Annotated in this window: 21 protein-coding genes and 1 pseudogene; 10 read left to right on the top strand and 12 right to left on the bottom strand. The window is 72.6% G+C overall.

Annotated elements, in window-relative coordinates:
• Positions 1 to 17 precede the first annotated feature (17 nt).
• Positions 18 to 1,022 (bottom strand): co-chaperone YbbN, encoded by a 1,005-nt coding sequence (locus tag J7F03_RS30185; protein WP_214955050.1) that lies wholly within the window; start codon positions 1,020 to 1,022, stop codon positions 18 to 20.
• A gap of 316 nt (positions 1,023 to 1,338) precedes the next feature.
• Here J7F03_RS30185 and J7F03_RS30180 point away from each other — a divergent pair, with 316 nt between their 5' ends.
• Positions 1,339 to 2,001 (top strand): TetR/AcrR family transcriptional regulator, encoded by a 663-nt coding sequence (locus J7F03_RS30180; RefSeq protein ID WP_251072701.1) that lies wholly within the window; start codon positions 1,339 to 1,341, stop codon positions 1,999 to 2,001.
• Here the strand turns inward: J7F03_RS30180 and J7F03_RS30175 are convergent.
• From J7F03_RS30175 to J7F03_RS30155, 5 genes are all read right to left on the bottom strand, one after another.
• Positions 1,943 to 2,488, bottom strand: coding sequence for a hypothetical protein (locus tag J7F03_RS30175; RefSeq protein ID WP_214955046.1), 546 nt, complete (start codon positions 2,486 to 2,488; stop codon positions 1,943 to 1,945). The genes J7F03_RS30180 and J7F03_RS30175 overlap by 59 nt on opposite strands.
• A 57-nt stretch (positions 2,489 to 2,545) precedes the next feature.
• Positions 2,546 to 4,246: a methylmalonyl-CoA mutase gene (locus J7F03_RS30170; protein WP_214955044.1), complete on the bottom strand. Its 1,701-nt coding sequence runs from the start codon at positions 4,244 to 4,246 to the stop codon at positions 2,546 to 2,548.
• 87 nt (positions 4,247 to 4,333) lie between these two features.
• A complete protein-coding gene (locus J7F03_RS30165) occupies positions 4,334 to 4,663 on the bottom strand; it encodes a DUF3817 domain-containing protein (protein ID WP_214955042.1) in 330 nt (109 codons plus the stop codon).
• Between the two features lie 64 nt (positions 4,664 to 4,727).
• Entirely contained in the window at positions 4,728 to 5,237 is a 510-nt protein-coding gene (locus J7F03_RS30160; protein ID WP_214955039.1) for a MarR family winged helix-turn-helix transcriptional regulator, read from the bottom strand.
• 21 nt (positions 5,238 to 5,258) lie between these two features.
• Complete coding sequence (locus J7F03_RS30155) at positions 5,259 to 6,557, bottom strand: MFS transporter (protein WP_214955037.1); 1,299 nt, start codon at positions 6,555 to 6,557, stop codon at positions 5,259 to 5,261.
• Between the two features lie 140 nt (positions 6,558 to 6,697).
• Here J7F03_RS30155 and J7F03_RS30150 point away from each other — a divergent pair, with 140 nt between their 5' ends.
• Positions 6,698 to 7,684, top strand: a complete 987-nt coding sequence (locus J7F03_RS30150; RefSeq protein ID WP_214955035.1) for a DUF5937 family protein — start codon at positions 6,698 to 6,700, stop codon at positions 7,682 to 7,684.
• Between the two features lie 176 nt (positions 7,685 to 7,860).
• The gene (locus J7F03_RS30145) at positions 7,861 to 8,907 is read left to right on the top strand and encodes a glycoside hydrolase family 6 protein (protein WP_214955033.1); all 1,047 of its coding nucleotides are present in this window, start codon (positions 7,861 to 7,863) and stop codon (positions 8,905 to 8,907) included.
• Here J7F03_RS30145 and J7F03_RS42435 read toward each other — a convergent pair.
• The 3 genes and pseudogenes from J7F03_RS42435 to J7F03_RS30130 all read right to left on the bottom strand — a co-directional run.
• Positions 8,904 to 9,240 (bottom strand): annotated as a pseudogene (locus tag J7F03_RS42435) (galactose oxidase-like domain-containing protein); the annotation flags it as partial. The gene J7F03_RS30145 and the pseudogene J7F03_RS42435 overlap by 4 nt on opposite strands.
• A 149-nt stretch (positions 9,241 to 9,389) precedes the next feature.
• Positions 9,390 to 9,686, bottom strand: coding sequence for an MTH1187 family thiamine-binding protein (locus J7F03_RS30135; RefSeq protein ID WP_214955031.1), 297 nt, complete (start codon positions 9,684 to 9,686; stop codon positions 9,390 to 9,392).
• Positions 9,683 to 10,027: a DUF3817 domain-containing protein gene (locus J7F03_RS30130; protein WP_214955029.1), complete on the bottom strand. Its 345-nt coding sequence runs from the start codon at positions 10,025 to 10,027 to the stop codon at positions 9,683 to 9,685. The genes J7F03_RS30135 and J7F03_RS30130 overlap by 4 nt, the downstream gene beginning before the upstream one ends.
• 149 nt (positions 10,028 to 10,176) lie before the next feature.
• Between J7F03_RS30130 and J7F03_RS30125 the strand changes: the two genes are divergently transcribed.
• The 5 genes from J7F03_RS30125 (at position 10,177) to J7F03_RS30105 (ending at position 13,535) form a co-directional block, all read left to right on the top strand.
• On the top strand, positions 10,177 to 10,815 hold the full coding sequence (locus tag J7F03_RS30125; RefSeq protein WP_214955027.1) for an AIM24 family protein: 639 nt from the start codon (positions 10,177 to 10,179) through the stop codon (positions 10,813 to 10,815).
• Positions 10,815 to 11,465, top strand: coding sequence for an AIM24 family protein (locus tag J7F03_RS30120; protein ID WP_214955026.1), 651 nt, complete (start codon positions 10,815 to 10,817; stop codon positions 11,463 to 11,465). Before J7F03_RS30125 ends, J7F03_RS30120 begins: the two co-directional genes overlap by 1 nt.
• Before the next feature lie 26 nt (positions 11,466 to 11,491).
• Positions 11,492 to 12,295 (top strand): AIM24 family protein, encoded by an 804-nt coding sequence (locus tag J7F03_RS30115; RefSeq protein WP_214955058.1) that lies wholly within the window; start codon positions 11,492 to 11,494, stop codon positions 12,293 to 12,295.
• Positions 12,296 to 12,366: 71 nt separating this feature from the next.
• Positions 12,367 to 12,843 (top strand): MarR family winged helix-turn-helix transcriptional regulator, encoded by a 477-nt coding sequence (locus J7F03_RS30110; protein WP_214955057.1) that lies wholly within the window; start codon positions 12,367 to 12,369, stop codon positions 12,841 to 12,843.
• A gap of 119 nt (positions 12,844 to 12,962) precedes the next feature.
• Positions 12,963 to 13,535: a PepSY domain-containing protein gene (locus J7F03_RS30105; RefSeq protein ID WP_214955024.1), complete on the top strand. Its 573-nt coding sequence runs from the start codon at positions 12,963 to 12,965 to the stop codon at positions 13,533 to 13,535.
• 69 nt (positions 13,536 to 13,604) lie between these two features.
• Here the strand turns inward: J7F03_RS30105 and J7F03_RS42775 are convergent, their stop codons facing one another.
• Genes J7F03_RS42775 through J7F03_RS30095 form a run of 3 tightly spaced genes read right to left on the bottom strand, consistent with a single transcriptional unit; the run spans position 13,605 to position 15,954 of the window.
• Entirely contained in the window at positions 13,605 to 13,679 is a 75-nt protein-coding gene (locus J7F03_RS42775) for a 50S ribosomal protein bL37 (protein WP_099895366.1), read from the bottom strand.
• 39 nt (positions 13,680 to 13,718) lie between these two features.
• Positions 13,719 to 14,705, bottom strand: a complete 987-nt coding sequence (gene meaB, locus J7F03_RS30100; protein ID WP_214955021.1) for a methylmalonyl Co-A mutase-associated GTPase MeaB — start codon at positions 14,703 to 14,705, stop codon at positions 13,719 to 13,721.
• Between the two features lie 52 nt (positions 14,706 to 14,757).
• The gene (locus tag J7F03_RS30095; RefSeq protein WP_214955019.1) at positions 14,758 to 15,954 is read right to left on the bottom strand and encodes an acetyl-CoA C-acetyltransferase; all 1,197 of its coding nucleotides are present in this window, start codon (positions 15,952 to 15,954) and stop codon (positions 14,758 to 14,760) included.
• A gap of 137 nt (positions 15,955 to 16,091) precedes the next feature.
• Between J7F03_RS30095 and mce the strand changes: the two genes are divergently transcribed.
• Both mce and scy read left to right on the top strand, forming a co-directional pair.
• On the top strand, positions 16,092 to 16,520 hold the full coding sequence (gene mce, locus J7F03_RS30090) for a methylmalonyl-CoA epimerase (protein ID WP_008738238.1): 429 nt from the start codon (positions 16,092 to 16,094) through the stop codon (positions 16,518 to 16,520).
• A gap of 181 nt (positions 16,521 to 16,701) precedes the next feature.
• Positions 16,702 to 21,291, top strand: a complete 4,590-nt coding sequence (gene scy / locus J7F03_RS30085) for a polarized growth protein Scy (RefSeq protein WP_214955017.1) — start codon at positions 16,702 to 16,704, stop codon at positions 21,289 to 21,291.
• Positions 21,292 to 21,323 lie beyond the last annotated feature (32 nt).

Raw genomic sequence — 21,323 nt, 5'->3', positions numbered from 1 at the left:
TGAACTCCAGACAGGACCTAGAACAGCACCCGCGCGAGCGCCGTGCGCGCCGAGGTGACGAGCGGGCTGTCCGGCCCGACCGCATCGAACATCTCCAGCAGGCGCACCCGTACGGCGTCGCGGTCCTCACCGGACGTCACCCGCACGGTGTCGACCAGGCGCCCGAAGGCGTCCGCCACGTGACCGCCGACCAGGTCCAGGTCGGCGGCGGCGATCTGCGCCGCCGGATCGCGCGGGTTCTCGGCCGCCGCCGCGCGCACCGCCTGCGGGTCCATGCCCTTGACCCGGACGAAGAGCTCGGCCTGCGCCAGGCCCAGCTTGGCCTCGCTGTTGCCCGGGTCGGCCGCCAGTACGTCCTTGTAGGCGCGCACCGCTCCGTCCAGGTCGTCGGCGTCCAACGCGGCGACCGCCGCGTCCAGCAGGGAGTCGTGCGGACCGGCCGGCTCCTCGTCGGCTTCCGGCCCTGCGCCCGGGGCGGCGCCCTCGGCGGCGGGGTCCACCGCGACACCGAGAACCCCGAAGCGCTCCTCGGCGATCTGGACCAGCTGGGCCAGGACCGCTCGGACCTCGTCCTCGGGCGCGAAGTCCTGGAACAGCGGCATCGCCTGGCCCGCGACGAGCGCGAAGACGGCGGGCAGGGCCTGGATGCGGAACTCGCGGATCAGGTTCTGGCTGGCCGCGACGTCGAGGGCGGCCAGGGCCAGGCGTCCGTTCGCCTCGACCGTGAGCCGCTCCAGCAGCAGGCTCAGCTCCCGGCCCTGGTCGAAGCCCTCGGCGCGGAAGTCGAGAATGACCGGAACCTCGCCCGAGAGCGGGACGACATGGCTCTCGAACTGGGTCTCGTCGGTGTCGAAGACGAGCGCGGACGGCGGGACGGCCCCGGCGGACGCGGGCGCACCGCCCTGAGTGGCCTTGCGGGCCGCCTCGGCCCGGGCCTGCTCGGCCTTCGCCTTGGCCTCGCCGGCCGCCTTCACCGCGGCGAGGTCGACGACGCCGCTCATGGACATGTTTCTGGGCTGCATGCGTACATCCTCCCCCGTGCGCGCGTGCCGACGAAAAAGATCGGCCGAAACGAACCGATCGCGGTACCTGCCGTGCGGCGCCGCCGCGCCCTTCGTACCGTTCGTGCTCTTCTCGTGCTGTTCGTGCTGTTCGTGCTCTCGTGCTCTTCGTGCGGTGGCGCCGGGTCCCCACCTGGCGCCGGTAGCTCTTCGCGTGGTTGCCGCTCTTACGCTACGAGTCGTAGCGTAACTCCCTTCGCCCGACGGTGCCCCGTGATCTGAAGCACACCAGACGGGGCCCCCGGCCGTTCCCCTACCGGCGGGTATGGTCTCGGCCATGCGCAACCCCAGTTCAGCCACTTCTTCCCCGCCCGGCCGCACCGGCCGCCCGCGCAGCGCCGCGGCGGACGCCGCGATCCTGGCCGCGACACGGGACGCGCTGGTGGAGCTGGGCTGGTCCAAGCTGACGATGGGGGACGTCTCCGCCCGGGCCGGGGTCGCGAAGACCACCCTCTACCGCCGCTGGTCCGGCAAGAACGAACTGGTCGTGGACGCGGTCGCGGAGCTCTTCGACTCCCTCGAACTGCCCGACCGGGGCTCGCTCGAAGCCGACATCGAGTACGTGGTGCTCCGGTTCGCGGAGCTGCTGCGCCGCCCGGAGGCCCGTACGGCCCTGATGGCGGTCGTCGCCGAGTCCACTCGGGACGAGGCCCTGCGGGACCGGATCCGGTCGGCGATCGTGGACCGGCAGAAACGTCTCGTCGTACTGGGCCGCGAACGGGCGCAGGCCCGGGGCGAACTCCCCTACGAGGAGGACGAGTCCGTCGCCGCCCGCACCACGGACCTCATCTTCGACGTGATCGCGGGCACGGTCGTGCACCGCGCGCTGGTCAGCTCCGAACCGGTGGACGAGCTGTGGGTGGCCACCTTCACCACCCTGCTCATGCACGGCCTCCAGGGCTCCGCCGCCGGCCCTTCCGGCCCCGCACCGGCGGTGTGATCACCGCGGGCCGGCCGTCCGACAGGGGCAGGAAGTCCGGGCACCAGGCCGGGGCGGCCATGATCAGCGCCTCCGAGCGCGGATTGTGGCCCGGCCAGGGCCTCGGGCGGCCCGGCCACCGCGCCCAGCGCAGACTGTCGGCCTCCTCGGGCGGCAGCAGCCCGCAGGCCACCAGGGCCGCGCGGCCCACTTCCAGCCCGGCGAGCCGGTAGCCGTACTCCGAGGAGTCGACGTCGTGGAAGCCGGCGTCGGTGAGCAGCACCGAGGCCGCCACCCCCTCCAGCCCGCGCAGGATGCCCGCCCGCACGCAGGGCACGTAGACCTCGGGCAGCCGCCCGGCGGGCACGGCGTCGAGGACCTCCGTCAGCCCGCCGGGGCCCGGCGGCTCGAAATCGGCGGCGATGTACGCGTACGGCCCGCAGCCGGTCTGCATGACCACGCGGGCGCTCACCCCGTAGACGGGGGCGGGAAGGTGGCGGCCGGTCATGGCCGCCACCTTAGGGCCGGGGACCGTCTCGTCGGCAAGACACCCCCTAAGGGGCCGTCAGAAGCCGGGCGGCTCCGTATACGTTCCCCACTCGTCCCGCAGCAGGTTGCAGATCTCGCCCATCGTGGCCTCGGCGCGCGCCGCGTCGAGCATGGCCGGGATCATGTTCGACCCGTCCCGGGCGGCGGCCAGCATGGCGTCCAGCGCGGCCGTCACCTTCGCGTCGTCCCGGCCCGCCTTGCGCTCCGCGAGCTCCCGTACCTGTACGCGCTCCACCTCGTGGCTGACCCGGAGGATCTCCAGGTCGCCGGTGACCGATCCGTGGTGGACGTTGACGCCGACGACCCGCTTGTCGCCCTTCTCCACCGAACGCTGGTACTGGAAGGCCGACTCGGCGATCTCCCCGGTGAACCAGCCGTCCTCGATGCCCCGCAGGATGCCCGAGGTGATCGGGCCGATCGGGTGCTGCCCGTTCGGGTGCGCGCGCAGTCCGCGCTCCTTGATCTGCTCGAAGATCTTCTCGGCGTCGGCCTCGATGCGGTCGGTGAGCTGCTCGACGTACCAGGAACCGCCCAGCGGGTCGGCCACGTTGGCGACGCCGGTCTCCTCCATCAGCACCTGCTGCGTGCGCAGGGCGATCTCGGCGGCCTGCTCGCTCGGCAGCGCGAGGGTCTCGTCGAGCGCGTTGGTGTGCAGCGAGTTGGTGCCGCCGAGGACGGCCGCGAGGGCCTCCACGGCGGTCCGGACGACGTTGTTGTAGGGCTGCTGGGCGGTGAGCGAGACCCCGGCCGTCTGGGTGTGGAAGCGCAGCCACATCGTCTTCTCGGACTTCGCCCCGTACACCTCCTTCATCCAGCGGGCCCAGATCCTGCGGGCGGCGCGGAACTTGGCGATCTCCTCGAAGAAGTCGAGGTGCGCGTCGAAGAAGAAGGAGAGCCCGGACGCGAAGTGGTCCACGTCCAGCCCGCGCGAGAGGCCCAGCTCCACGTACCCGAAGCCGTCGGCGAGCGTGTACGCGAGCTCCTGCGCGGCCGTGGCCCCGGCCTCGCGGATGTGGTAGCCGGAGACGGAGAGCGGCTTGTAGGCGGGGATGCCGTTCGCGCAGTACTCCATGAGGTCGCCGATGAGGCGCAGGTGCGGCTCGGGTTCGAAGAGCCACTCCTTCTGGGCGATGTACTCCTTGAAGATGTCGGTCTGGAGCGTCCCGTTGAGCAGGGCCGGGTCGACGCCCTGCCGCTCGGCGGCGACGAGGTACATGCAGAAGGCGGGCACCGCGGGCCCGGAGATGGTCATCGAGGTGGTGACGTCGCCGAGCGGGATGTCCTTGAAGAGGACCTCCATGTCGGCGGCGGAGTCGATGGCGACCCCGCAGTGGCCGACCTCGCCCAGCGCGCGCGGGTCGTCGGAGTCCCGGCCCATGAGGGTCGGCATGTCGAAGGCGACGGAGAGCCCGCCGCCGCCGGCGGCCAGGATCATCTTGTAGCGCTCGTTGGTCTGCTCGGCGTTCCCGAATCCGGCGAACTGCCGGATGGTCCAGGTCCGCCCCCGGTAGCCGGTGGCGTGCAGTCCCCGGGTGTACGGGTACTCGCCAGGCCAGCCGATGCGCTCGAACCCCTCGTACTTGTCGCCGGGCCGCGGCCCGTAGACGGGATCGACGTCATCCCCGGAGAGCGTGGTGAAATCGGCCTCGCGCTTGCGGGCCTTGTCGTAACGGGCCTGCCAGCGACGGCGGCCCTCCTCGATGGCGTCAGCGTCCATACCCATGAATTTACTAGGACGTCCTAGTAAATGTCGATGGCCTACCCCCGGAGAGTCCTCTCCGGGGGTAGGCCATCGGTCACACGGTCAGGCGCGGGCGCCGGCCAGGCCGCCCTCGACGAGGGGCTCGACCTCGGCACGGATCTTGCGCTCGACGAAGAACGCGGCCAGCGGGATCGTGCCCGAGACCAGCACCCACAGGAGCTTGCCGAACGGCCACTTGGCCTTGGAGCCCAGGTCGAAGGCGAACACCAGGTAGATCATGAACAGCACACCGTGCGCCTGCGAGACCGCGAAGGTCAGGTCGGCGCCGGTGTCGAAGCCGTACTTCGCCACCATGCAGGAGCAGAGGATCAGGAGCATGACCGCGGTCACGTAGGCCATGACGCGGTAGCGGGTCAGCACGCTTCGTTTCATGCCGTCGAGCCTAGCCGTCCGTTTTGCACGATCTTGCAGCGGGCCGCCCCGGCCGGAGCTGCGGCTAGTTTTCCTCGAAGTCGGCCGCGGCCACCCTCAGGGGACGCAGGAGCGCGAAGATCTCCCCGCACTCCTCGGCGTCGTAGGCGCCCAGTCCGAAGTCGACCTCCATCAGCGCCTTGGTCGCCGCCTCGACGACCTCGCGGCCCTTGTCCGTGATCGACGCGAGCGTGCCGCGGCCGTCGTTCGGATTCGGGCGCCTGGCGACGAGGCCGGACTTCACCAGCCGGTCCACCGTGTTCGTCACCGACGTCGGGTGGACCATCAGCCGCTCGCCGATCTTCGACATCGGCAGTTCCCCGGCCTTGGAGAAGGTCAGCAGCACCAGCGCCTCGTACCGCGCGAAGGTCAGCCCGTACGGCTTGACGACCGCGTCGACCTCCCCGAGCAGGATCTGGTGCGCCCGCATGATCGAGGTGATCGCGGCCATCGAGGGCACCGGACCCCAGCGCTGCTGCCACAGTTCGTCGGCGCGGGCGATCGGGTCGAAGGGAAGGCTGAGCGGTTTCGGCACGCACCAGACCCTACCGGGCGGTCATTTGGCGGCGGGACCCGTCTCACGCTTCGATCCTCCCGTCCGGCGCACCCCCGCGAGCAGCAGCAGGACGACCCCCGTGCCGAGGACGGCGGCGCCCGTGACGACCACGTGGACGGGCAGGAACTCGGCGGCGACGCCGGCCAGCGCCATGCCGACGCCCTGCAGGGTCATCAGACCGGTGCTGAGCAGCGTCATCGCCCGGCCCCGCAGTTCGGCGGGGACGGCGTCGACGTACCACTGGTCGAGTCCGAGGGTGTACGCGTGGGACAGCCCGGCCAGCACGAGCGCGGCCGCCAGCAGCGCCACGCCGGGCCGGACCGCGTACACGAGCAGGGGCAGCAGTCCCGCGGCCGCGAGCGGAGCCGTGATCCGCGAACGCGTTCGGGCGGTGAGCGCGGAGCCCGCCCACAACTCCCCGGCGATCGCGCCGACCGGCATCGCGCACATCAGCAGCCCGAGCACGGCCGTGGAGGCGCCGGCCCCGGCGGCGTACGGGGTGAGCAGTGCCTCGGGGACGACGAAGAAGAGCGGCGGCAGCCAGCACAGCAGGGTCAGCGCCCGCAGCCGGGGCTCGCCCAGGACCGAGCGCAGTCCGGCGAGCGGCGAGGTGCGCGGGCCGTCGGCGGCGGCGCGGGCGGGCCGGTCCCGGGTGCCGAGGCGCAGCAGCAGGGCGGAGCCGAGGAAGCCGGCGGCCGTCAGGACGATCGCCCCGCGCGGGGCGAGGACGGTGAGCAGCAGCCCGCCGAGTCCGAAGCCGATGAGCTGGGCGCTCTGGGCCACCATGCGCAGCAGCGAGCGGCCCAGTACGTACGCCTCACCGTCGCCGAGGATGTCGGCCAGCGAGGCGCTGCGGGTGCCCTGGAAGAGCGGCGCGACGAAGGCCATGGCGCAGCGCAGTACGAGGAGCAGCGCGACCGGGGTGCCGGGCGCGGCCATGGCCGCCGCGCAGGCCGCGCAGAGCAGGTCGCAGCCGACGAGTACACGACGGGCGGGGAGTCGGTCGGCGACCGGGGCGAGGAGGGTGCCGCCGAGGGCGTAGGGGAGGAAGCCGAGGGCGAAGGTGAGCGCGCTCATCAGGGGCGAGCCGGTGGCGCGGTAGACGAGGACGGTGAGGGAGATCTCGGCGATGACCACGCCGAGTACGGACAGCAGGTGCGCGGCGAAGACGGGCCGGAACTCGCGGACGCGGAAGACGGGGCGGTAGCCGGTCGCGGCGGCTGCTTCGGTACCGGCTCCGGCATCGGCGGCGGCTTCGGTATCGGCGGCTCCGGCTCCGGTCCGGTTGACGGTTGACATACGGGTCACCGTGGCGGGCCGTAGGCTGGGGGGACAGAGATTCGCCCTCACCCGAATCATCCGAGCGGTGCGAACCGTCCGAGTCGTGCGAACGATCCGAGTCGTGCGAACCGTCCGAGACTCCATCGGAGCCCGCGCCCGTGCCCTTCCACTTCCGTTTCGGTCCGGCGGATCTGCTGCGCTGCCGGTTCTCCCTCTCACCGCGCTGGGAGACCCAGGAGGCGGTACGGGTCCTCCTCCAGCCTCGACGCCACGCCTACCACCTGCCCTGGCTCCGGCAGATCCGCGCGGCCGCGGCCGGCCTGGACCTGCGGCCGCTGTGGCTGCTGATGCCGGACGCCGGGCACAATCCGGACTTCCTCAGCCCGCCGCCGACGGGCCCGTCGGTCACCTTCGAGGAGGAGCTCGCGCGGGTCCGGGCCGCCGATCCCGGGGCGGCGCGGGAGGACCTGCGGCGCTCCCTGGCCTGCACTCCGGGCGCGCTGGAGAGCGAGGCCGGGCAGCGGATGCTGGCGGATCCGGCGCGGGCCGTCCAGGAGCTGGCCGATCTGTACGAACGGGCCTGGCTGGCGCTGGTCGCCCCGCACTGGCCCAGGCTGCGCGCGCTCCTGGAGGCGGACATCCTGTTCCACTCCCGGCGGCTCGCGGCCGGCGGGCTGGAGGAGCTGTTCGACGGCCTCCACCCGGACCTGCGGTGGTCCGGGAACACCCTGACGATCGACCGCCGCAACCACCACGACCGCTCGCTGGACGGCCAGGGGCTCCTCCTCATGCCGAGCGCGTTCGTCTGGCCGGAGGTGGTCGGCGGCTACGACCCGCCGTGGCAGCCGACGCTGGTGTACCCGGCCCGGGGCATCGGCGGACTGTGGACGGCCTCTGCGGGCCCGACCCCGCAGTCGCTGTCCCGACTGCTGGGCCGGGCCCGCGCGGACATCCTGTGCGCGCTGAGCGACCCGGCCTCGACCACGGCCCTGGCCCACCGCCTGTCGCTGGCCCCCTCCACGGTGTCGGCCCACCTGAAGGCCCTCCGCGCGGCGGGCCTGCTCATCTCCTCCCGCCACGGCCACCAGATCCTCTACGAACGCACCCCGCTGGCCATCGCCCTGATCAGCCCGTCCGGCGTTTGAGGCACGGCGTCCGGGGCTGAGCCCAGGAGGGACGAGCGCCGCGCAGCGGCACACCCGCACCCCCGCATACCCGCACCCCACCCACCCGCACGCGGCGGTGTCGCAGCCCGCCCCAACTGCCCGTTATGTCACGATATCCCGGTCCGCTGCCCGACCCTTCGTCCCGAGGAAGCCGGATGCCAGGCCCCCGCAGAGCCCGCACCCCCCTCACCGCCCTCACCGCCGTCACCGCCGTCGCCACCACCCTCACCCTCGCGCTCATCGCAGCGGCCTGCACCGGATCCCCCGCCGCACAGCCGGAATCCGCACCCCCCGACCGCCCCGCGGCCGCCGGCATCGCCGAGGAGTCCCCGTTCTGGGTGGACCCGCAGAGCGACGCCGCCCGGCAGGTCGCCGCCTGGGAGGCCCAGGGCCGCAACAGCGACGCCCAGGTGCTGCGCCGGATCTCGGACCGGCCGATGGCCCTGTGGGCGCCCGGGGCGGATCCCGGCCCCGAGATCCGAAGGGCCCGCGCGAGCGCCCGCGCCGCCGGCCGCACGCTGGTGCTCACCGCGTACAACATCCCGTACCGCGACTGCGGCCGGCACTCGGCCGGCGGCGCCCGGGACGCCTCCGCCTACCGCAGCTGGATCGGCGCCTTCGCCGACAACATCGCCGACAACAAGGCCCTGGTCATCCTGGAGCCGGACGCGATCCCGCACCTCGTCGACGGCTGTACCCGGGCCGGGCACGGCGACGAGCGCCTGCGGCTGCTCTCCGAGGCCGTCGACCGGCTCAAGCGCAACAAGAACACCAAGGTCTACCTGGACGCCGGCAACCCGGGCTGGATCCCGGACCCGGCGAAACTGGTCGACCCCCTCTACAAGGCCGGGCTCGAGCACGCCGACGGCTTCTCCCTCAACGTCTCCAACTTCCAGCCCAGCGCCGCCGGCCGGGAGTACGGCGCCGAGCTCTCCAAGGCCACCCGGGGCAAGCACTTCGTCATCGACACCAGCCGCAACGGCGAAGGCCCGCTCGGCGGCAGCCGGCAGCAGGCCTGGTGCAACCCGCCGGGCCGGGCCCTGGGCGCGCCGCCGAGCGACAGGACGGGGGACCCGCTCGTGGACGCGTACCTCTGGATCAAGCGCCCCGGCGAGTCCGACGGCCCGTGCCGCGGCGGCCCGCCGGCCGGCAAGTGGTGGCCCGACTACGCCCTGGGCCTGGCCCGCCGCTCCACGGACTAGCGGGCCTGGTCGGCGGAGCCGGCCCGGACCCGTACCCACTTCGCCACCGACGGCGTGCCGTCCGCGTCCGTCACGAAGAGCATGTACCAGCCGGGCGGGACCAGTGTCGGGTCCCGCCGGCACGGTGAGAAAGGAGTCGGTGCACGGGTAGTAGAACTGCGCCTTGTGGATGTCGCCGGCGCCGCGGCCGCGGTAGTCGGCGGAGCCGCCGGTGATGAAGACGGAGTCGTCGGGCAGCAGCACGCTGCTGAGGTAACGCACGCCCTGCGGCAGCCGGGCGGTCGAGCGGAAGGCGGGGGCGGCCTGTTTGAGGTCCACGATCGCCACGGCCGCGGCCGGCCCCGGCGGCGGCGAACGGAGGGCGGGCAGAGCCGGGAAGACCCGGCGGCGGGGAGCCGGAGAACGCGAACCGCCCCCGGCCGGTGCGGCCGGGGGCGGTTCGGTGAGGTGCGGTGGGGACGTCCCGGGGCGAGGCGGGCGGATCAGCCCCGGGCGAGGTGCCGTTCCACCGTCTCCACCTTGGAGGTCATGCCGTCGGTGACACCGGGCCGGATGTCCGCCTTGAGGATGAAGGAGACCCGGGGCGCGCGCGCCTCCACGGCCTCCACCGCGCGCTTCACCACGTCCATCACCTCGTCCCACTCACCTTCGATGGTGGTGAACATGGCGTCCGTGCGGTTCGCGAGCCCCGACTCCCGTACGACGCGGACCGCGTCGGCGACGTACTCGCCGACCTCCTCGCCCACGCCCAGCGGGGTCACCGAGAAGGCGACCATCATGCGCGGGCCGCCTCGCGGGCACGGGCCGCGAGCACGCCCGCCGCCTCGTCACGCTTGAGCACCCGGTCCCCGTAGAGCCCGCCGAAGGGCACCAGTGCCAGCAGGAAGAACAGCGCGACCTTCTTCAGCGGCCACTTCGCCTTGTTCCAGACATCCAGCAGGAACACCGCGTAGATGACGAACAGGATCCCGTGGACGATGCCGAGCGGCATCATCAGGTAGTCGATGTCCGAGATCCGGCTCAGCACCGAACCGAAGATCAGCAGGGCCGGGAACGACAGCGCCTCCGGTACGGAGATGAGGCGCAGCCGGTGCAGGGCGGAAGCGGTCTTGATGTCCACGTGGAACCTTCGGGGTGGATGCCGGGGGTCCGTCCCAGTGTCTCAGGGGCCCCGGTCGATCTTGTGGCGGGGCCCGTTCCCGGCAGATCGGGGCGCATATCGGCCAACGGGCCCTGTTCGGTCCCGCCCACTGCGGATAACGTCTTCCCGTGGCTCAGTTCCGACTTCAAGGCAGCAAGGTGCTCGCCGTCGACCTGACCGGGGATGCCGTGAAAGCGAAAAACGGCTCCATGGTCGCGTACGACGGCCAGATGGCCTTCAAAAAGATGACCGGCGGCGGCGAAGGCATCCGCGGGATGGTGACCCGGCGGCTCACCGGCGAGCAGATGACCGTGATGGAAGTGCAGGGTCACGGCACCTGCTTCTTCGCCGACCGGGCGAGTGAGATCAATCTGGTCAATCTGCACGGCGACAAGCTGTACGTCGAGTCCAGCAACCTGCTGTGCACCGATGCCGGCCTGCGCACCGGCACCACCTTCACCGGCCTGCGCGGCGGGGCTACGGGCAACGGCCTGTTCACCACGACCGTCGAGGGCAACGGGCAGGCGGCGATCATGTCCGACGGTCCGGCGGTGGTGCTGCGCGTCAGCGCCCAGTACCCGCTCTCCGTCGACCCGGGGGCGTACATCGCGCACACCGGCAACCTCCAGCAGTCCTTCCAGTCCGGCGTGACCTTCCGCACGCTGATCGGCGAGGGCTCCGGCGAGGCGTTCCAGATCCGCTTCGAGGGCGAGGGCCTGGTGTACGTGCAGCCCAGCGAGCGCAACACCATCGGGGGCGACATCTGATGCCGTTCCGCGAGATCAACTCGAAGATGGTCGAGGCCCAGGTCGTACCGGGGCAGAAGATGTACAGCCAGCGCGGCGCGATGCTCGCGTACCGCGGCGAGGTCTCCTTCACCCCGAGCCTGACCGGCGGCCAGGGCGGCGTGATGGGCATGATCGGGCGCCGCGTGGCGAACGAGCAGACCCCGCTGATGGAGGTCGAGGGCAGCGGCACCGTGATGTTCGGCCACGGCGGCCACCACATCCAGGTGATCAACCTGACCGGCGAGACCCTCTACGTGGAGGCCGACCGGCTGCTCGCCTTCGACGGCACCCTGCAGCAGGGCACGATGTTCATGGGCTCGCAGGGAGGGGTCATGGGCATGGTGCGCGGCCAGGTGAGCGGCCAGGGCCTGTTCACCACCACCCTCAAGGGGCACGGCGCGGTGGCCGTGATGGCCCACGGCGGAGTCATCGAGCTGCCGATCACCCCACAGCGGCCCGTCCACGTGGACCCGCAGGCCTACGTCGCCCACCACGGCGAGGTCCGCAACAAGCTGTCCACGGCGCTGGGCTGGCGCGACATGGTCGGGCGGGGCTCGGGCGAGGCGTTCCAGCTGGAGCTGTCCGGACAGGGCGCGGTGTACGTACAGGCCTCGGAGGAGAAGCTGTGACCTACCAGTCCGGACCGAGTGGTCCCGTGACCGGCGGACCGGGAGGCCCGTCGGTCTTCGACCCGTACACCCTGCCGTCCGACGACAACGTCAACGCCTACACCTTCTGCGTGGAGCTCAAAGGGAGCCAGTGGTTCCTGCAGAAGGGCAAGATGATCGCCTACTACGGGCGCGTCGAGTTCAACGGCATCGGCCACGGCCGCTTCGACCGGCTGCTGCGCACCAGCTTCCATTCGCCGCTGCACGCGAGCGACTGGGTGGTCGCCGAGGGGCAGGGCAAGATGCTGCTGGCCGACCGGGCCTTCGACGTGAACTCGTACGACCTGGACAACGGCAACCTGACCATCCGGTCGGGCAACCTGCTCGCCTACCAGCCCACGCTCGCGCTCAAGCAGTCGATCGTGCCGGGCTTCCTCACCCTGATCGGAACCGGGAAGTTCGTGGCGGCGTCCAACGGTCCGGTGGTGTTCATGGAGCCGCCGCTGCGCGTGGACCCGCAGGCGCTGGTGGGGTGGGCGGACTGCCCCTCCCCCTGCCACCACTACGACCACGGGTACATGTCGGGCGTGATCGGCGGCCTGCGCTCGCTGACGGGCATCGGGGGCTCCTCCGGCGAGGAGCACCAGTTCGAGTTCGTCGGGGCGGGGACGGTGCTTCTGCAATCCTCGGAGATGCTGATGGCGGAGCAGGCGGTCGGGGCCGTGGGCGCCGGCGCGGCCACGGGAAACGCGCAGGGCGTCCCCGGGGCCGGGCAGGGTCCGCTCGGCCAGCTGGGCGTTCCGCGGATGCCCGGGCAGCTGGGTGATCTCCAGCGCCGCTTCGGACTGTAGGCCCCACCGCTCGACCCCTCGCACTTTTGTACGCAATTCAACTTCTTAGGTAGAGTTCTTTCATGGAGACCATCGAGACCGAGACGGCCACGAGCTGGCTGAGCGACGCCGAGCAGTGCGCCTGGCGCACCCACCTGGACGTCAGCAGACTGCTGATGCACCAGCTGGAAAAGGATCTCCAGCCCTTCGGGCTCACCAACAACGACTACGAGATCCTCGTGAACCTCTCGGAATCCGAGGACCACCGGATGCGGATGAGCGATCTCGCGACGTCGACCCTGCAGTCCAAGAGCCGGCTCTCCCACCAGATCACCCGCATGGAATCCGCAGGCCTGGTCCGCCGCGTGAACTGCGAGTCCGACCGCCGGGGGCTCTACGCCGTACTCACCCCCGAGGGCATGGAAATGATGCGCAGGGTCGCCCCGCACCACGTGGCGTCCGTCCGCCGGCACTTCATCGACCTGCTCCCGCCGGACGCCCTCGCGGCCCTGCGCGCCTCGCTCGGCCCGGTCGCGGACCACCTGCGCGCGGGCCGCGGCAAGGCCTGAGTCCGGGGCGCTCGGCGCGCCCGTCCCGGCGGATCACCGGACAATGGTGCGTAACGCACTCGCTGCCGGCCCCGCCGAGCAACCGTAGGCGCACGTGGCCGGCCTGAGGAGGTCCAGCCATGCAGCGCAACACGTACGTTTCGGCGGCCGCGGCGATGGTCCTCGCACTGGGAGGCCCGGTCGCGGCTGCGGCGACGGCATCCGCGGACACCGCGACGGCCCTGCCGACGGCCACGGCCGCGCGCGCCGACGTGACCGCCGAGGCGGCGGCCGCGGCGGCCCTGAAGGCCCACCCCGGCGTGATCCAGTCCCTCGACCGCGACGGCGCCGTCTGGCACGTGGACGTGATCAGCAAGGACGGCACCCACTCGGAGCTGGAGGTGGACGCCGCGAGCGGCAGCGTCACCAGGGAAAACCAGGACGACGAGCAGCGGGCCGACGAGTACGCCGCGCTGCTCGCCGCGAAGGTGACCGCCGAGCAGGCCATGAAGACGGCCCTCGCCGCCCACCCCGGCAAGGTCTGGTCGGTGCAGTGGGACGACGACGACAACAACGGCCGCGCCGCCTACTGGAACGTCGAGGTCAAGACGACCGACGGAAGGACCCAGAACGTCCACGTGGACACCGCCACGGCCAAGGTGGTCTCGTCCGACTCGGACGGCAACGGGAACGACAACGACGACGGCAACTGACGACGCACGAGAGGAGCCGCGCCCCCGTGACGGGGGCGCGGCTCCTCTCGTACGTTCAGAGCGGGACGGTCAGGCGTTGGGACGCTTTCCGTGGTTCGCCTTCTTCTTCTTGCGGGCTCGCTTCTTGTTGCCGCGCTTCGCCATGAAACCTCCCTGCAGTGGGCATTCCGGGCGTTCGCCAGTCTATGACCGGCCCGCGGGCTCCGCATCCGGTTCCGTGAGAGTCGCCAGCAGCGCGTCCGAAGCCGCGTACGGGTCCAGCTCGCCGCCCGCGACCCGCGCGGCCAGGGCGTCGAGGTGGGCGTCGCCGCGCAGGTCGGCCAGCCGGGCCCGCAGCGCGGTGATCGCGATCGTCTCGACCTCGCGCGCCGCCCGGGCCGTGCGGCGCTGCGCCAGCACCCCGCGCTCGTCCATCCACGCCCGGTGCTTCTCCAGCGCCTCGACCAGCTCGTCGATGCCCGTGCCCCGCGCCGCGACCGTCTTCACGATCGGCGGCCGCCAGTCGCCCTTGCCCCGGGACTCCCCGAGGCTCAGCATGTGGTTCAGCTCCCGGGCGGTGGCGTCCGCGCCGTCCCGGTCGGCCTTGTTGACCACGTAGACGTCGCCGATCTCCAGGATGCCCGCCTTCGCGGCCTGGATCCCGTCGCCCATCCCCGGGGCCAGCAGCACCACCGAGGTGTCGGCCTGCGCGGCGATCTCCACCTCCGACTGCCCGACCCCGACCGTCTCGACGAGGATCACCTCGCAGCCGGCCGCGTCCAGCACCCGGATCGCCTGCGGGGCGGCCCAGGCGAGACCGCCCAGGTGGCCGCGGGTGGCCATGGAGCGGATGTACACCCCCGGGTCGGAGGCGTGGTCCGACATCCGCACCCGGTCGCCGAGCAGCGCGCCCCCGCTGAACGGCGAGGACGGGTCGACGGCGAGCACGCCGACCCGCTTGCCGGCCTGCCGGTAGGCGGAGACCAGCGCCGAGGTGGTCGTGGACTTGCCCACGCCCGGGGAGCCCGTCAGGCCCACCACGTACGCGTTGCCCGTGAGCGGCGCCAGCGCCGCCATCACCTCGCGCAGCTGCGGGGACGCCCCCTCGACCAGCGAGATCAGCCGGGCCACCGCCCTCGGCCTGCCTTCGCGGGCCTGGGCCACCAGCTGGGGGACGTCCACCGCCGTCATAGGTGCTGCGCTCCTCGGTTCTCGTACGGTTACGGGTGCGGTCGGCCGGCTGCTACGGGACGCGGACGATCAGGGCGTCGCCCTGCCCGCCGCCGCCGCACAGCGCGGCCGCGCCGACCCCGCCGCCGCGGCGCTTGAGCTCCATCGCCAGGTGCAGCACCACGCGGGCGCCGGACATGCCGATCGGGTGCCCCAGGGCGATGGCGCCGCCGTTGACGTTCACCTTTTCCGGGGTCACTCCGAGGTCCTTCATTGACTGCACGGCGACCGCCGCGAAGGCCTCGTTGATCTCGATCAGGTCCAGGTCGGCGACCTCCAGGCCCTCCTTCTTCAGGGCGTGCAGGATCGCGTTGGACGGCTGCGACTGGAGCGAGTTGTCCGGACCGGCCACGTTGCCGTGGGCACCGATCTCGGCGAGCCACTCCAGGCCCAGCTCCTCGGCCTTGGCCTTGCTCATCACGACCACGGCGGCCGCGCCGTCGCTGATCTGCGAAGAGGTGCCGGCGGTGATGGTGCCGTCCTTGGTGAAGGCCGGGCGCAGCTTGCCGAGGGACTCGGCGGTGGTCTCGGGACGGATGCCCTCGTCCTGCGAGAAGACCACCGGGTCGCCCTTGCGCTGCGGGATCTCGACCGGGGTGATCTCGGCGTCGAAGACGCCGTTCTTCTGCGCGGCGGCGGCGCGCTGGTGAGAGGTGGCCGCGAAGGCGTCCTGCGGGGCCCGCTCGATGCCCAGGCGGGTGTTGTGCTTCTCGGTGGACTCGCCCATCGCGATGTTCTCGAAGGCGTCGGTGAGGCCGTCGTAGGCCATCGCGTCGAGCATCTCGATGGCGCCGTACTTGAAGCCCTCGCGGGACTTCGGCAGCAGGTGCGGGGCGTTGGTCATGGACTCCTGGCCGCCCGCGACCACGATGTCGAACTCTCCGGCGCGGATGAGCTGGTCGGCCAGGGCGATGGCGTCGAGGCCCGACAGGCACACCTTGTTGATGGTGAGCGCGGGGACGTTCATCGGGATTCCGCCCTTGACGGCGGCCTGGCGGGCGGGGATCTGGCCCGCGCCGGCCTGGAGCACCTGGCCCATGATCACGTACTGGACCTGGTCGCCGGAGATCCCGGCCCGTTCCAGCGCGGACTTGATGGCGAAGCCGCCGAGGTCGGCACCCGAGAAGGACTTCAGCGAGCCGAGCAGCCGCCCCATGGGCGTGCGGGCCCCGGCGACGATCACTGACGTGGTGTTGTTCGTTCCGGACATGGAGCACAGCCCCTTGAAGATGAGGAGTGAACGAGGGTTTACCCGAATGTACTGAGCGGTACCCGTGCCGTCATCGGCCCGTCAGTGTGATCGCGCGCACGTTGCGTAACCACCCCCGGTAACGCTGCACTGTGTCCATGCTGACAAGAATCGACCACATCGGGATCGCCTGCTTCGACCTGGACAAGACCGTCGAGTTCTACCGTGCCACGTACGGCTTCGAGGTGTTCCACTCCGAGGTCAACGAGGAGCAGGGTGTCCGCGAGGCCATGCTGAAGATCAACGAGACCTCCGACGGCGGCGCCTCCTACCTCCAGCTCCTGGAGCCCACCCGCGAGGACTCCGCGGTCGGCAAGTGGCTTGCCAAGAACGGCGAGGGGGTCCACCACATCGCCTTCGGCACCGAGGACGTCCAGGGCGACTCGGAGGCCATCCGCGGCAAGGGCGTCCGCGTCCTCTACGACCAGCCCCGCACCGGCTCGATGGGCTCCTCGATCACCTTCCTGCACCCCAAGGACTGCCACGGCGTCCTCACCGAACTGGTCACGAGCAACCCCGAGCACTGATGTCCCGTTTCCCCGGCCGGTAGAGTGATGCTGGCTCGGCCGGGGTTCGGTGCGGAGACGGGGGCGGGGCCTGTAACCCCTGCCCCGGTATCTGACACCATTCCCCGGGGGCGTCGTTCAGCGGGCGGACGATGCTCGATCGGGAGTGAGCTTGCGACCAGGGGACGGATGGGACCGCGCTGTGCGGGGCTACGAAAGCCAGGAGAGCCATCAGGCCGAGGCCGACCATCTCTCGCGCTTCGAAGCCGAGATGGAGCGGCTGAAGAAGGAGCGCGGGAAGGCCGTCCAGCACGCCGAGGACCTGGGGTACCAGGTCGAGGTGCTGCGCGCCAAGCTCCACGAGGTACGCCGTAACCTGGCGTCCCGCCCCGCCTACGACGGCGCGGACATGGGCTACCAGGCGGAGCAGCTGCTTCGCAATGCCCAGATCCAGGCCGACCAGATGCGTTCCGACGCCGAGCGCGAGCTGCGCGACGTACGGGCGCAGACGCAGCGCATCCTCCAGGAGCACGCCGAGCACCAGGCGCGGCTCCAGGCCGAACTGCACGCCGAGGCCGTCAACCGCCGCCAGCGCCTGGACCAGGAACTGGGCGAGCGCCGCCAGACGGTGGAAGCCCACGTCAACGAGAACGTGGCCTGGGCCGAGCAACTGCGCGCCCGCACCGAGTCGCAGGCCCGCCGGCTCATGGACGAGTCCCGCGCCGAGGCCGAGCAGACCCTCAACGCCGCCCGCGCGGAGGCCACCCGGGTCGCCGCCGAGGCCCACCGCCGGCTCGCCTCCGAGAACGAGGCCGCGCGTGCCGAGACCGAATCCACGCTGCTGCGAGCCCGCAAGGAGGCCGAGCGGCTGCTGACCGCCGCCTCCGCGCAGGCCCAGGAGGCCACCGAGCACGCGGAGCGGCTGCGCTCCACCACCTCCGCCGAGGCCGAGCAGACCCGGCAGCAGACGATGGACCTCGGGCGGGTCGCCGAGCAGCGCGCCCAGGAGGCCGACGGGGCCCTGCGCGAGGCGCGCGCGGCCGCGGAGAAGCTGCTGGCCGACGCCAAGGAGAGCGCCGCACGGCAGCTGGCCTCGGCGGAATCCGTCAACGAGCAGCGCACCCGTACGGCCAAGGAGCAGGTGGCCCGGCTGGTCGGCGAGGCCACCAAGGAGACCGAGGTCCTCAAGGCCGAGGCCGAGCAGCAGCTGGCCGACGCCCGCGCGGCCGCCGAGCGGCTGCGCACCGAGGCGGGCGAGCAGGCCCGTACGGCCGCGTCCGAGGACGCCGCGGCCCAGCTGGCGAAGGCCGCCCGCACCGCCGAGGAGGTCCTGAACAAGGCCTCGGAAGACGCCCGTGCCACCACCCGGGCGGCGTCCGAGGAGGCCGAGCGGATCCGTGGCGAGGCCGAGGCGGAGGCCGAACGGCTGCGCGCCCAGGCCGCGGCCACGGCCGATGAGCTCAAGGGCGCGGCGAAGGACGACACCGAGGAGTACCGGGCCCGTACGGTCGAGCTCCAGGAGGAGGCCCGCCGGCTGCGCGGCGAGGCCGAGCAGCTGCGCGCGGAGGCCGTCGCCGAGGGCGAGCGGATCCGCGGCGAGGCCCGCCGCGAGGCGGTCCACCAGATCGAGGAGGCGGCCCGCACCGCCGAGGAGCTGCTGGGCAAGGCCCGGGCAGACGCCGACGAGGTGCGCGCCAGCGCCAACACCGAGAGCGAGCGGGTCCGCGGCGAGGCCGTCGAGCGGGCCACCACCCTGCGCAAGCAGGCCGAGGAGACCTTGGAGCGGACCCGCGCCGAGGCCGAGCGGCTGCGCGCGGAGGCCGAGGAGCAGGCGGAGTCGGTACGGGCCGAGGCGGACGCCGCGGCGGCCGTGCGGCGCGAGGAGACCGAACAGGCGCTCGCCGCGAAGCGGGCCGAGGCCGACGAGGAGCTCGTCCGCCTGCACACGGACGCCGAGAGCCGCCTGACGACGGCCGAGCAGACCCTGCGCGACGCCCGGGCGGCCGCGGAGAGCATCCGCAAGGAGACCACCGAGGAGAACGACCGGCTGCGCGCGGAGTCGGCGGAGCGCATCCGCGCCCTGCAGACGCAGTCGGAGGCGGAGGCCGAGCAGCTGCGCACGGACGCGGCGCAGGACGCCGGGCGCGTGCGCACCGAGGCCGAACAGCTCGCGGAGCGGCTGCGCACGGAGGCCGAGTCCGAGTCGGAGCGGCTGCGTTCCGAGGCGCAGGAGACCGCCGACCGGCTGCGCGCGGAGGCCAAGGCCGCCGCCGAGCGGGTCGCGCAGGAGGCCGCGGAGGCGCTGGCCGCCGCGCAGGAGGAGGCAGCGCGGCGGCGCCGGGAGTCCGAGGAGACCCTGGCTTCGGCGCGCACGGACGCGGAGAGCGAGCGGGCGCAGGCCCGGGAGGAGAGCGAGGAGCTCCTCGCCCAGGCCCGCAAGCGCTCCGAGGAGGCCCAGGCCGAGGCGGTCTGGCTCACCGAGGAGGCCGAGCGGCGCGCGTCCGAGGTGGTCGCGGCCGCCGAGGCCACCGCCCAGCAGGTGCGCGAGTCCGTGGCAGGACTGCACGAGCAGGCCGAGGAAGAGGTCGCGGGGCTGCGCAGCGCGGCCGAGCACGCGGCCGCGCGTACCAAGACGGAGGCCGAGGAAGAGGCCGACCGGGTCCGCGGCGACGCCTACGCGGAGCGGGAGCGGGCCACCGAGGACGCGAACCGGATCCGCAGCGAGGCGCGGACCGAGACGGACGCGGCGAAGGCGCTGGCCGAGCGGACGGTCGGCGAGGCGATCGCCGAGGCCGAGCAGCTGCGCACCGACACCGCGGAGTACGCGCAGCGGGTGCGTACGGAGGCCACGGACGCGCTGGCCTCGTCCGAGCGCGACGCCGCCCGAACGAGGGCGGACGCGCGCGAGGACGCGAACCGGATCCGCGGCGAGGCGGCGGAGTCCCTGGAGGCCTCGCGCGCCGAAGGCGGCCGGATCGTCGCGGAGGCGACGGCGGAGGCCGAGCGGCACACCGAGGAGACCCGCGCGGCGAACGCGCTGACCGTCGGCGAGGCCGAGAAGGAGGCCGCGCGGCTCACCGCGGAGGCCGAGGCCGCCGCCGAGGCGACCCGGACCGAGGCCGCCGGCACCCTGGACGAGGCCCGGTCGGAGGCGAACCGGCTGCGCACGGAGGCGGCGGAGCAGGCCGACCGGCTCGTCTCCGAGGCCACCTCGGAAGCCGAGCGGCACACCGAGGAGACCCGCGCGGCCAATGCGCTGACCGTCGGCGAGGCCGAGACCGCGGCCGAGGGGCTGCGGACCGAGGCCGCCGCCGTCCTGGACGGGGCCCGCGCCGAGGCGCAGCGGCTCACGGCCCAGGCGGCGCAGACGCTGGCCGGGGCCGAGCGGGACGCGACGGGGATCCTGGTCGACGCGCGGACCGAGGGCGACCGGCTGGTCGACGAGACGCGCGCGGCCAACGAGGCGACCGTCGGCGAGGCGGCGGCGGAGGCCGGGCGGCTGCGCGGCGAGGCGGCGCGCGTACTGGACGACGCCCGCGCGGAGGGCGGCCGGATCATCGGCGAGGCCACCGCCGAGGCGGACCGCGTCACGGTCGCGGCCAACGAGACGCTGGCGAGCGCCGAGCGGGAGTCCGAGCAGACGCTCGACGAGGCGCGCGCCGAGGCGGGCAGGATCCGTACCGAGGCCGCCGAGCAGGCCGACCACCTGGTCGGCGAGGCCGTGGCGGAGACGGACCGGCTCACCGAGCAGACCCGCAAGGACAACGAGCGCACGGTCGGCGAGGCCGCGAACGAGGCCGAGCGGCTGCGCGCGGAGGCGTCCGAGGCACTGTCCTCGGCGCAGGAGCACGCCACCCGCACCCGGTCCGAGGCCGAGCGGGTCAAGGCGGAGGCGGCCACCGAGGCGGAGCGGGTACGGGCCGAGGCCCGTGCGGAGTCGGAGCGACTGCTCGACGAGGCCCGCGAGGAGGCCAACAAGCGCCGCAGCGAGGCCGCGACGCAGGTCGACCGGCTCATCACGGAGGCGTCCTCGGAGGCCGAGAAGCTCACCGGGGACGCGCAGAAGCAGGCCCTGGCCGCCACGACGGCGGCCGAGGAGCAGGCGGACGCGATGGTCGACGCGGCGCGCAAGGAGGCCGCGCGGATCACCTCCGAGGCGACCGTCGAGGGCAATTCCCTGGTGGAGAAGGCCCGTACGGACGCCGACGAGCTGCTGGTGGGGGCGCGCAGCGACGCGTCGGCCATAAGGGAGCGGGCGGAGGAGCTGCGCGGCCGTGTCGAGGCGGAGGTCGAGGAGCTGCACGAGCGGGCCCGCCGGGAGTCGGCCGAGCAGATGAAGTCGGCCGGCGAGCGCGTGGACAAGCTGGTGCGGGCGGCGACTGAGCAGAGCGTCGAGGCCGAGGCGAAGGCCAAGGAGCTGGTGTCGGACGCGAGCAGCGAGGCGAGCAAGGTCCGCATCGCCGCGGTGCGCAAGGCGGAAGCGCTGCTCAAGGAGGCCGAGCAGAAGAAGGCCGAGCTGGTACGGGTGGCCGAAGGCCGCCTCGCGGAGGCGACGGCGGAGGCCGCGCGGCTCGTCGAGGAGGGCCGGCGCGAGCTGGAGGTCCTGGTGCGTCGGCGCGAGGACATTCAGGCGGAGATCTCCCGTGTCCAGGACGTTCTTGAGGCGTTGGAATCATTCGAGGCGCCTTCGGGTGGCGGAAAGCCCGGAGTCGGCGGCCAGGGCGCGGGGGGCGTGAAGGCCGGTGCGACAGCGGGTTCCACTCGTTCGGGTGGCAAGACGTCAGAGGGCTAGTCAGTGCGCACGACCGTGTGCTCCTGATGGAG

The sequence above is a fragment of the Streptomyces sp. ISL-43 genome (assembly GCF_018614195.1).
Lineage (GTDB): Bacteria > Actinomycetota > Actinomycetes > Streptomycetales > Streptomycetaceae > Streptomyces.
Note: the sequence above shows the minus strand (reverse complement) of the source record. Positions and strands in the feature narration are given on the sequence as shown.

What these genes read in the sequence shown, in the direction of transcription:
- J7F03_RS30185 (WP_214955050.1), bottom strand. Translation starts at nt 1,022, where the DNA reads ATGCAGCCCAGAAACATGTCCATGAGCGGCGTCGTCGACCTCGCCGCG.
- J7F03_RS30180 (WP_251072701.1), top strand. Translation starts at nt 1,339, where the DNA reads ATGCGCAACCCCAGTTCAGCCACTTCTTCCCCGCCCGGCCGCACCGGC.
- J7F03_RS30175 (WP_214955046.1), bottom strand. Translation starts at nt 2,488, where the DNA reads ATGACCGGCCGCCACCTTCCCGCCCCCGTCTACGGGGTGAGCGCCCGC.
- J7F03_RS30170 (WP_214955044.1), bottom strand. Translation starts at nt 4,246, where the DNA reads ATGGACGCTGACGCCATCGAGGAGGGCCGCCGTCGCTGGCAGGCCCGT.
- J7F03_RS30165 (WP_214955042.1), bottom strand. Translation starts at nt 4,663, where the DNA reads ATGAAACGAAGCGTGCTGACCCGCTACCGCGTCATGGCCTACGTGACC.
- J7F03_RS30155 (WP_214955037.1), bottom strand. Translation starts at nt 6,557, where the DNA reads ATGTCAACCGTCAACCGGACCGGAGCCGGAGCCGCCGATACCGAAGCC.
- J7F03_RS30145 (WP_214955033.1), top strand. Translation starts at nt 7,861, where the DNA reads ATGCCAGGCCCCCGCAGAGCCCGCACCCCCCTCACCGCCCTCACCGCC.
- J7F03_RS30135 (WP_214955031.1), bottom strand. Translation starts at nt 9,686, where the DNA reads ATGATGGTCGCCTTCTCGGTGACCCCGCTGGGCGTGGGCGAGGAGGTC.
- J7F03_RS30120 (WP_214955026.1), top strand. Translation starts at nt 10,815, where the DNA reads ATGCCGTTCCGCGAGATCAACTCGAAGATGGTCGAGGCCCAGGTCGTA.
- J7F03_RS30105 (WP_214955024.1), top strand. Translation starts at nt 12,963, where the DNA reads ATGCAGCGCAACACGTACGTTTCGGCGGCCGCGGCGATGGTCCTCGCA.
- meaB (WP_214955021.1), bottom strand. Translation starts at nt 14,705, where the DNA reads ATGACGGCGGTGGACGTCCCCCAGCTGGTGGCCCAGGCCCGCGAAGGC.
- J7F03_RS30095 (WP_214955019.1), bottom strand. Translation starts at nt 15,954, where the DNA reads ATGTCCGGAACGAACAACACCACGTCAGTGATCGTCGCCGGGGCCCGC.
- mce (WP_008738238.1), top strand. Translation starts at nt 16,092, where the DNA reads ATGCTGACAAGAATCGACCACATCGGGATCGCCTGCTTCGACCTGGAC.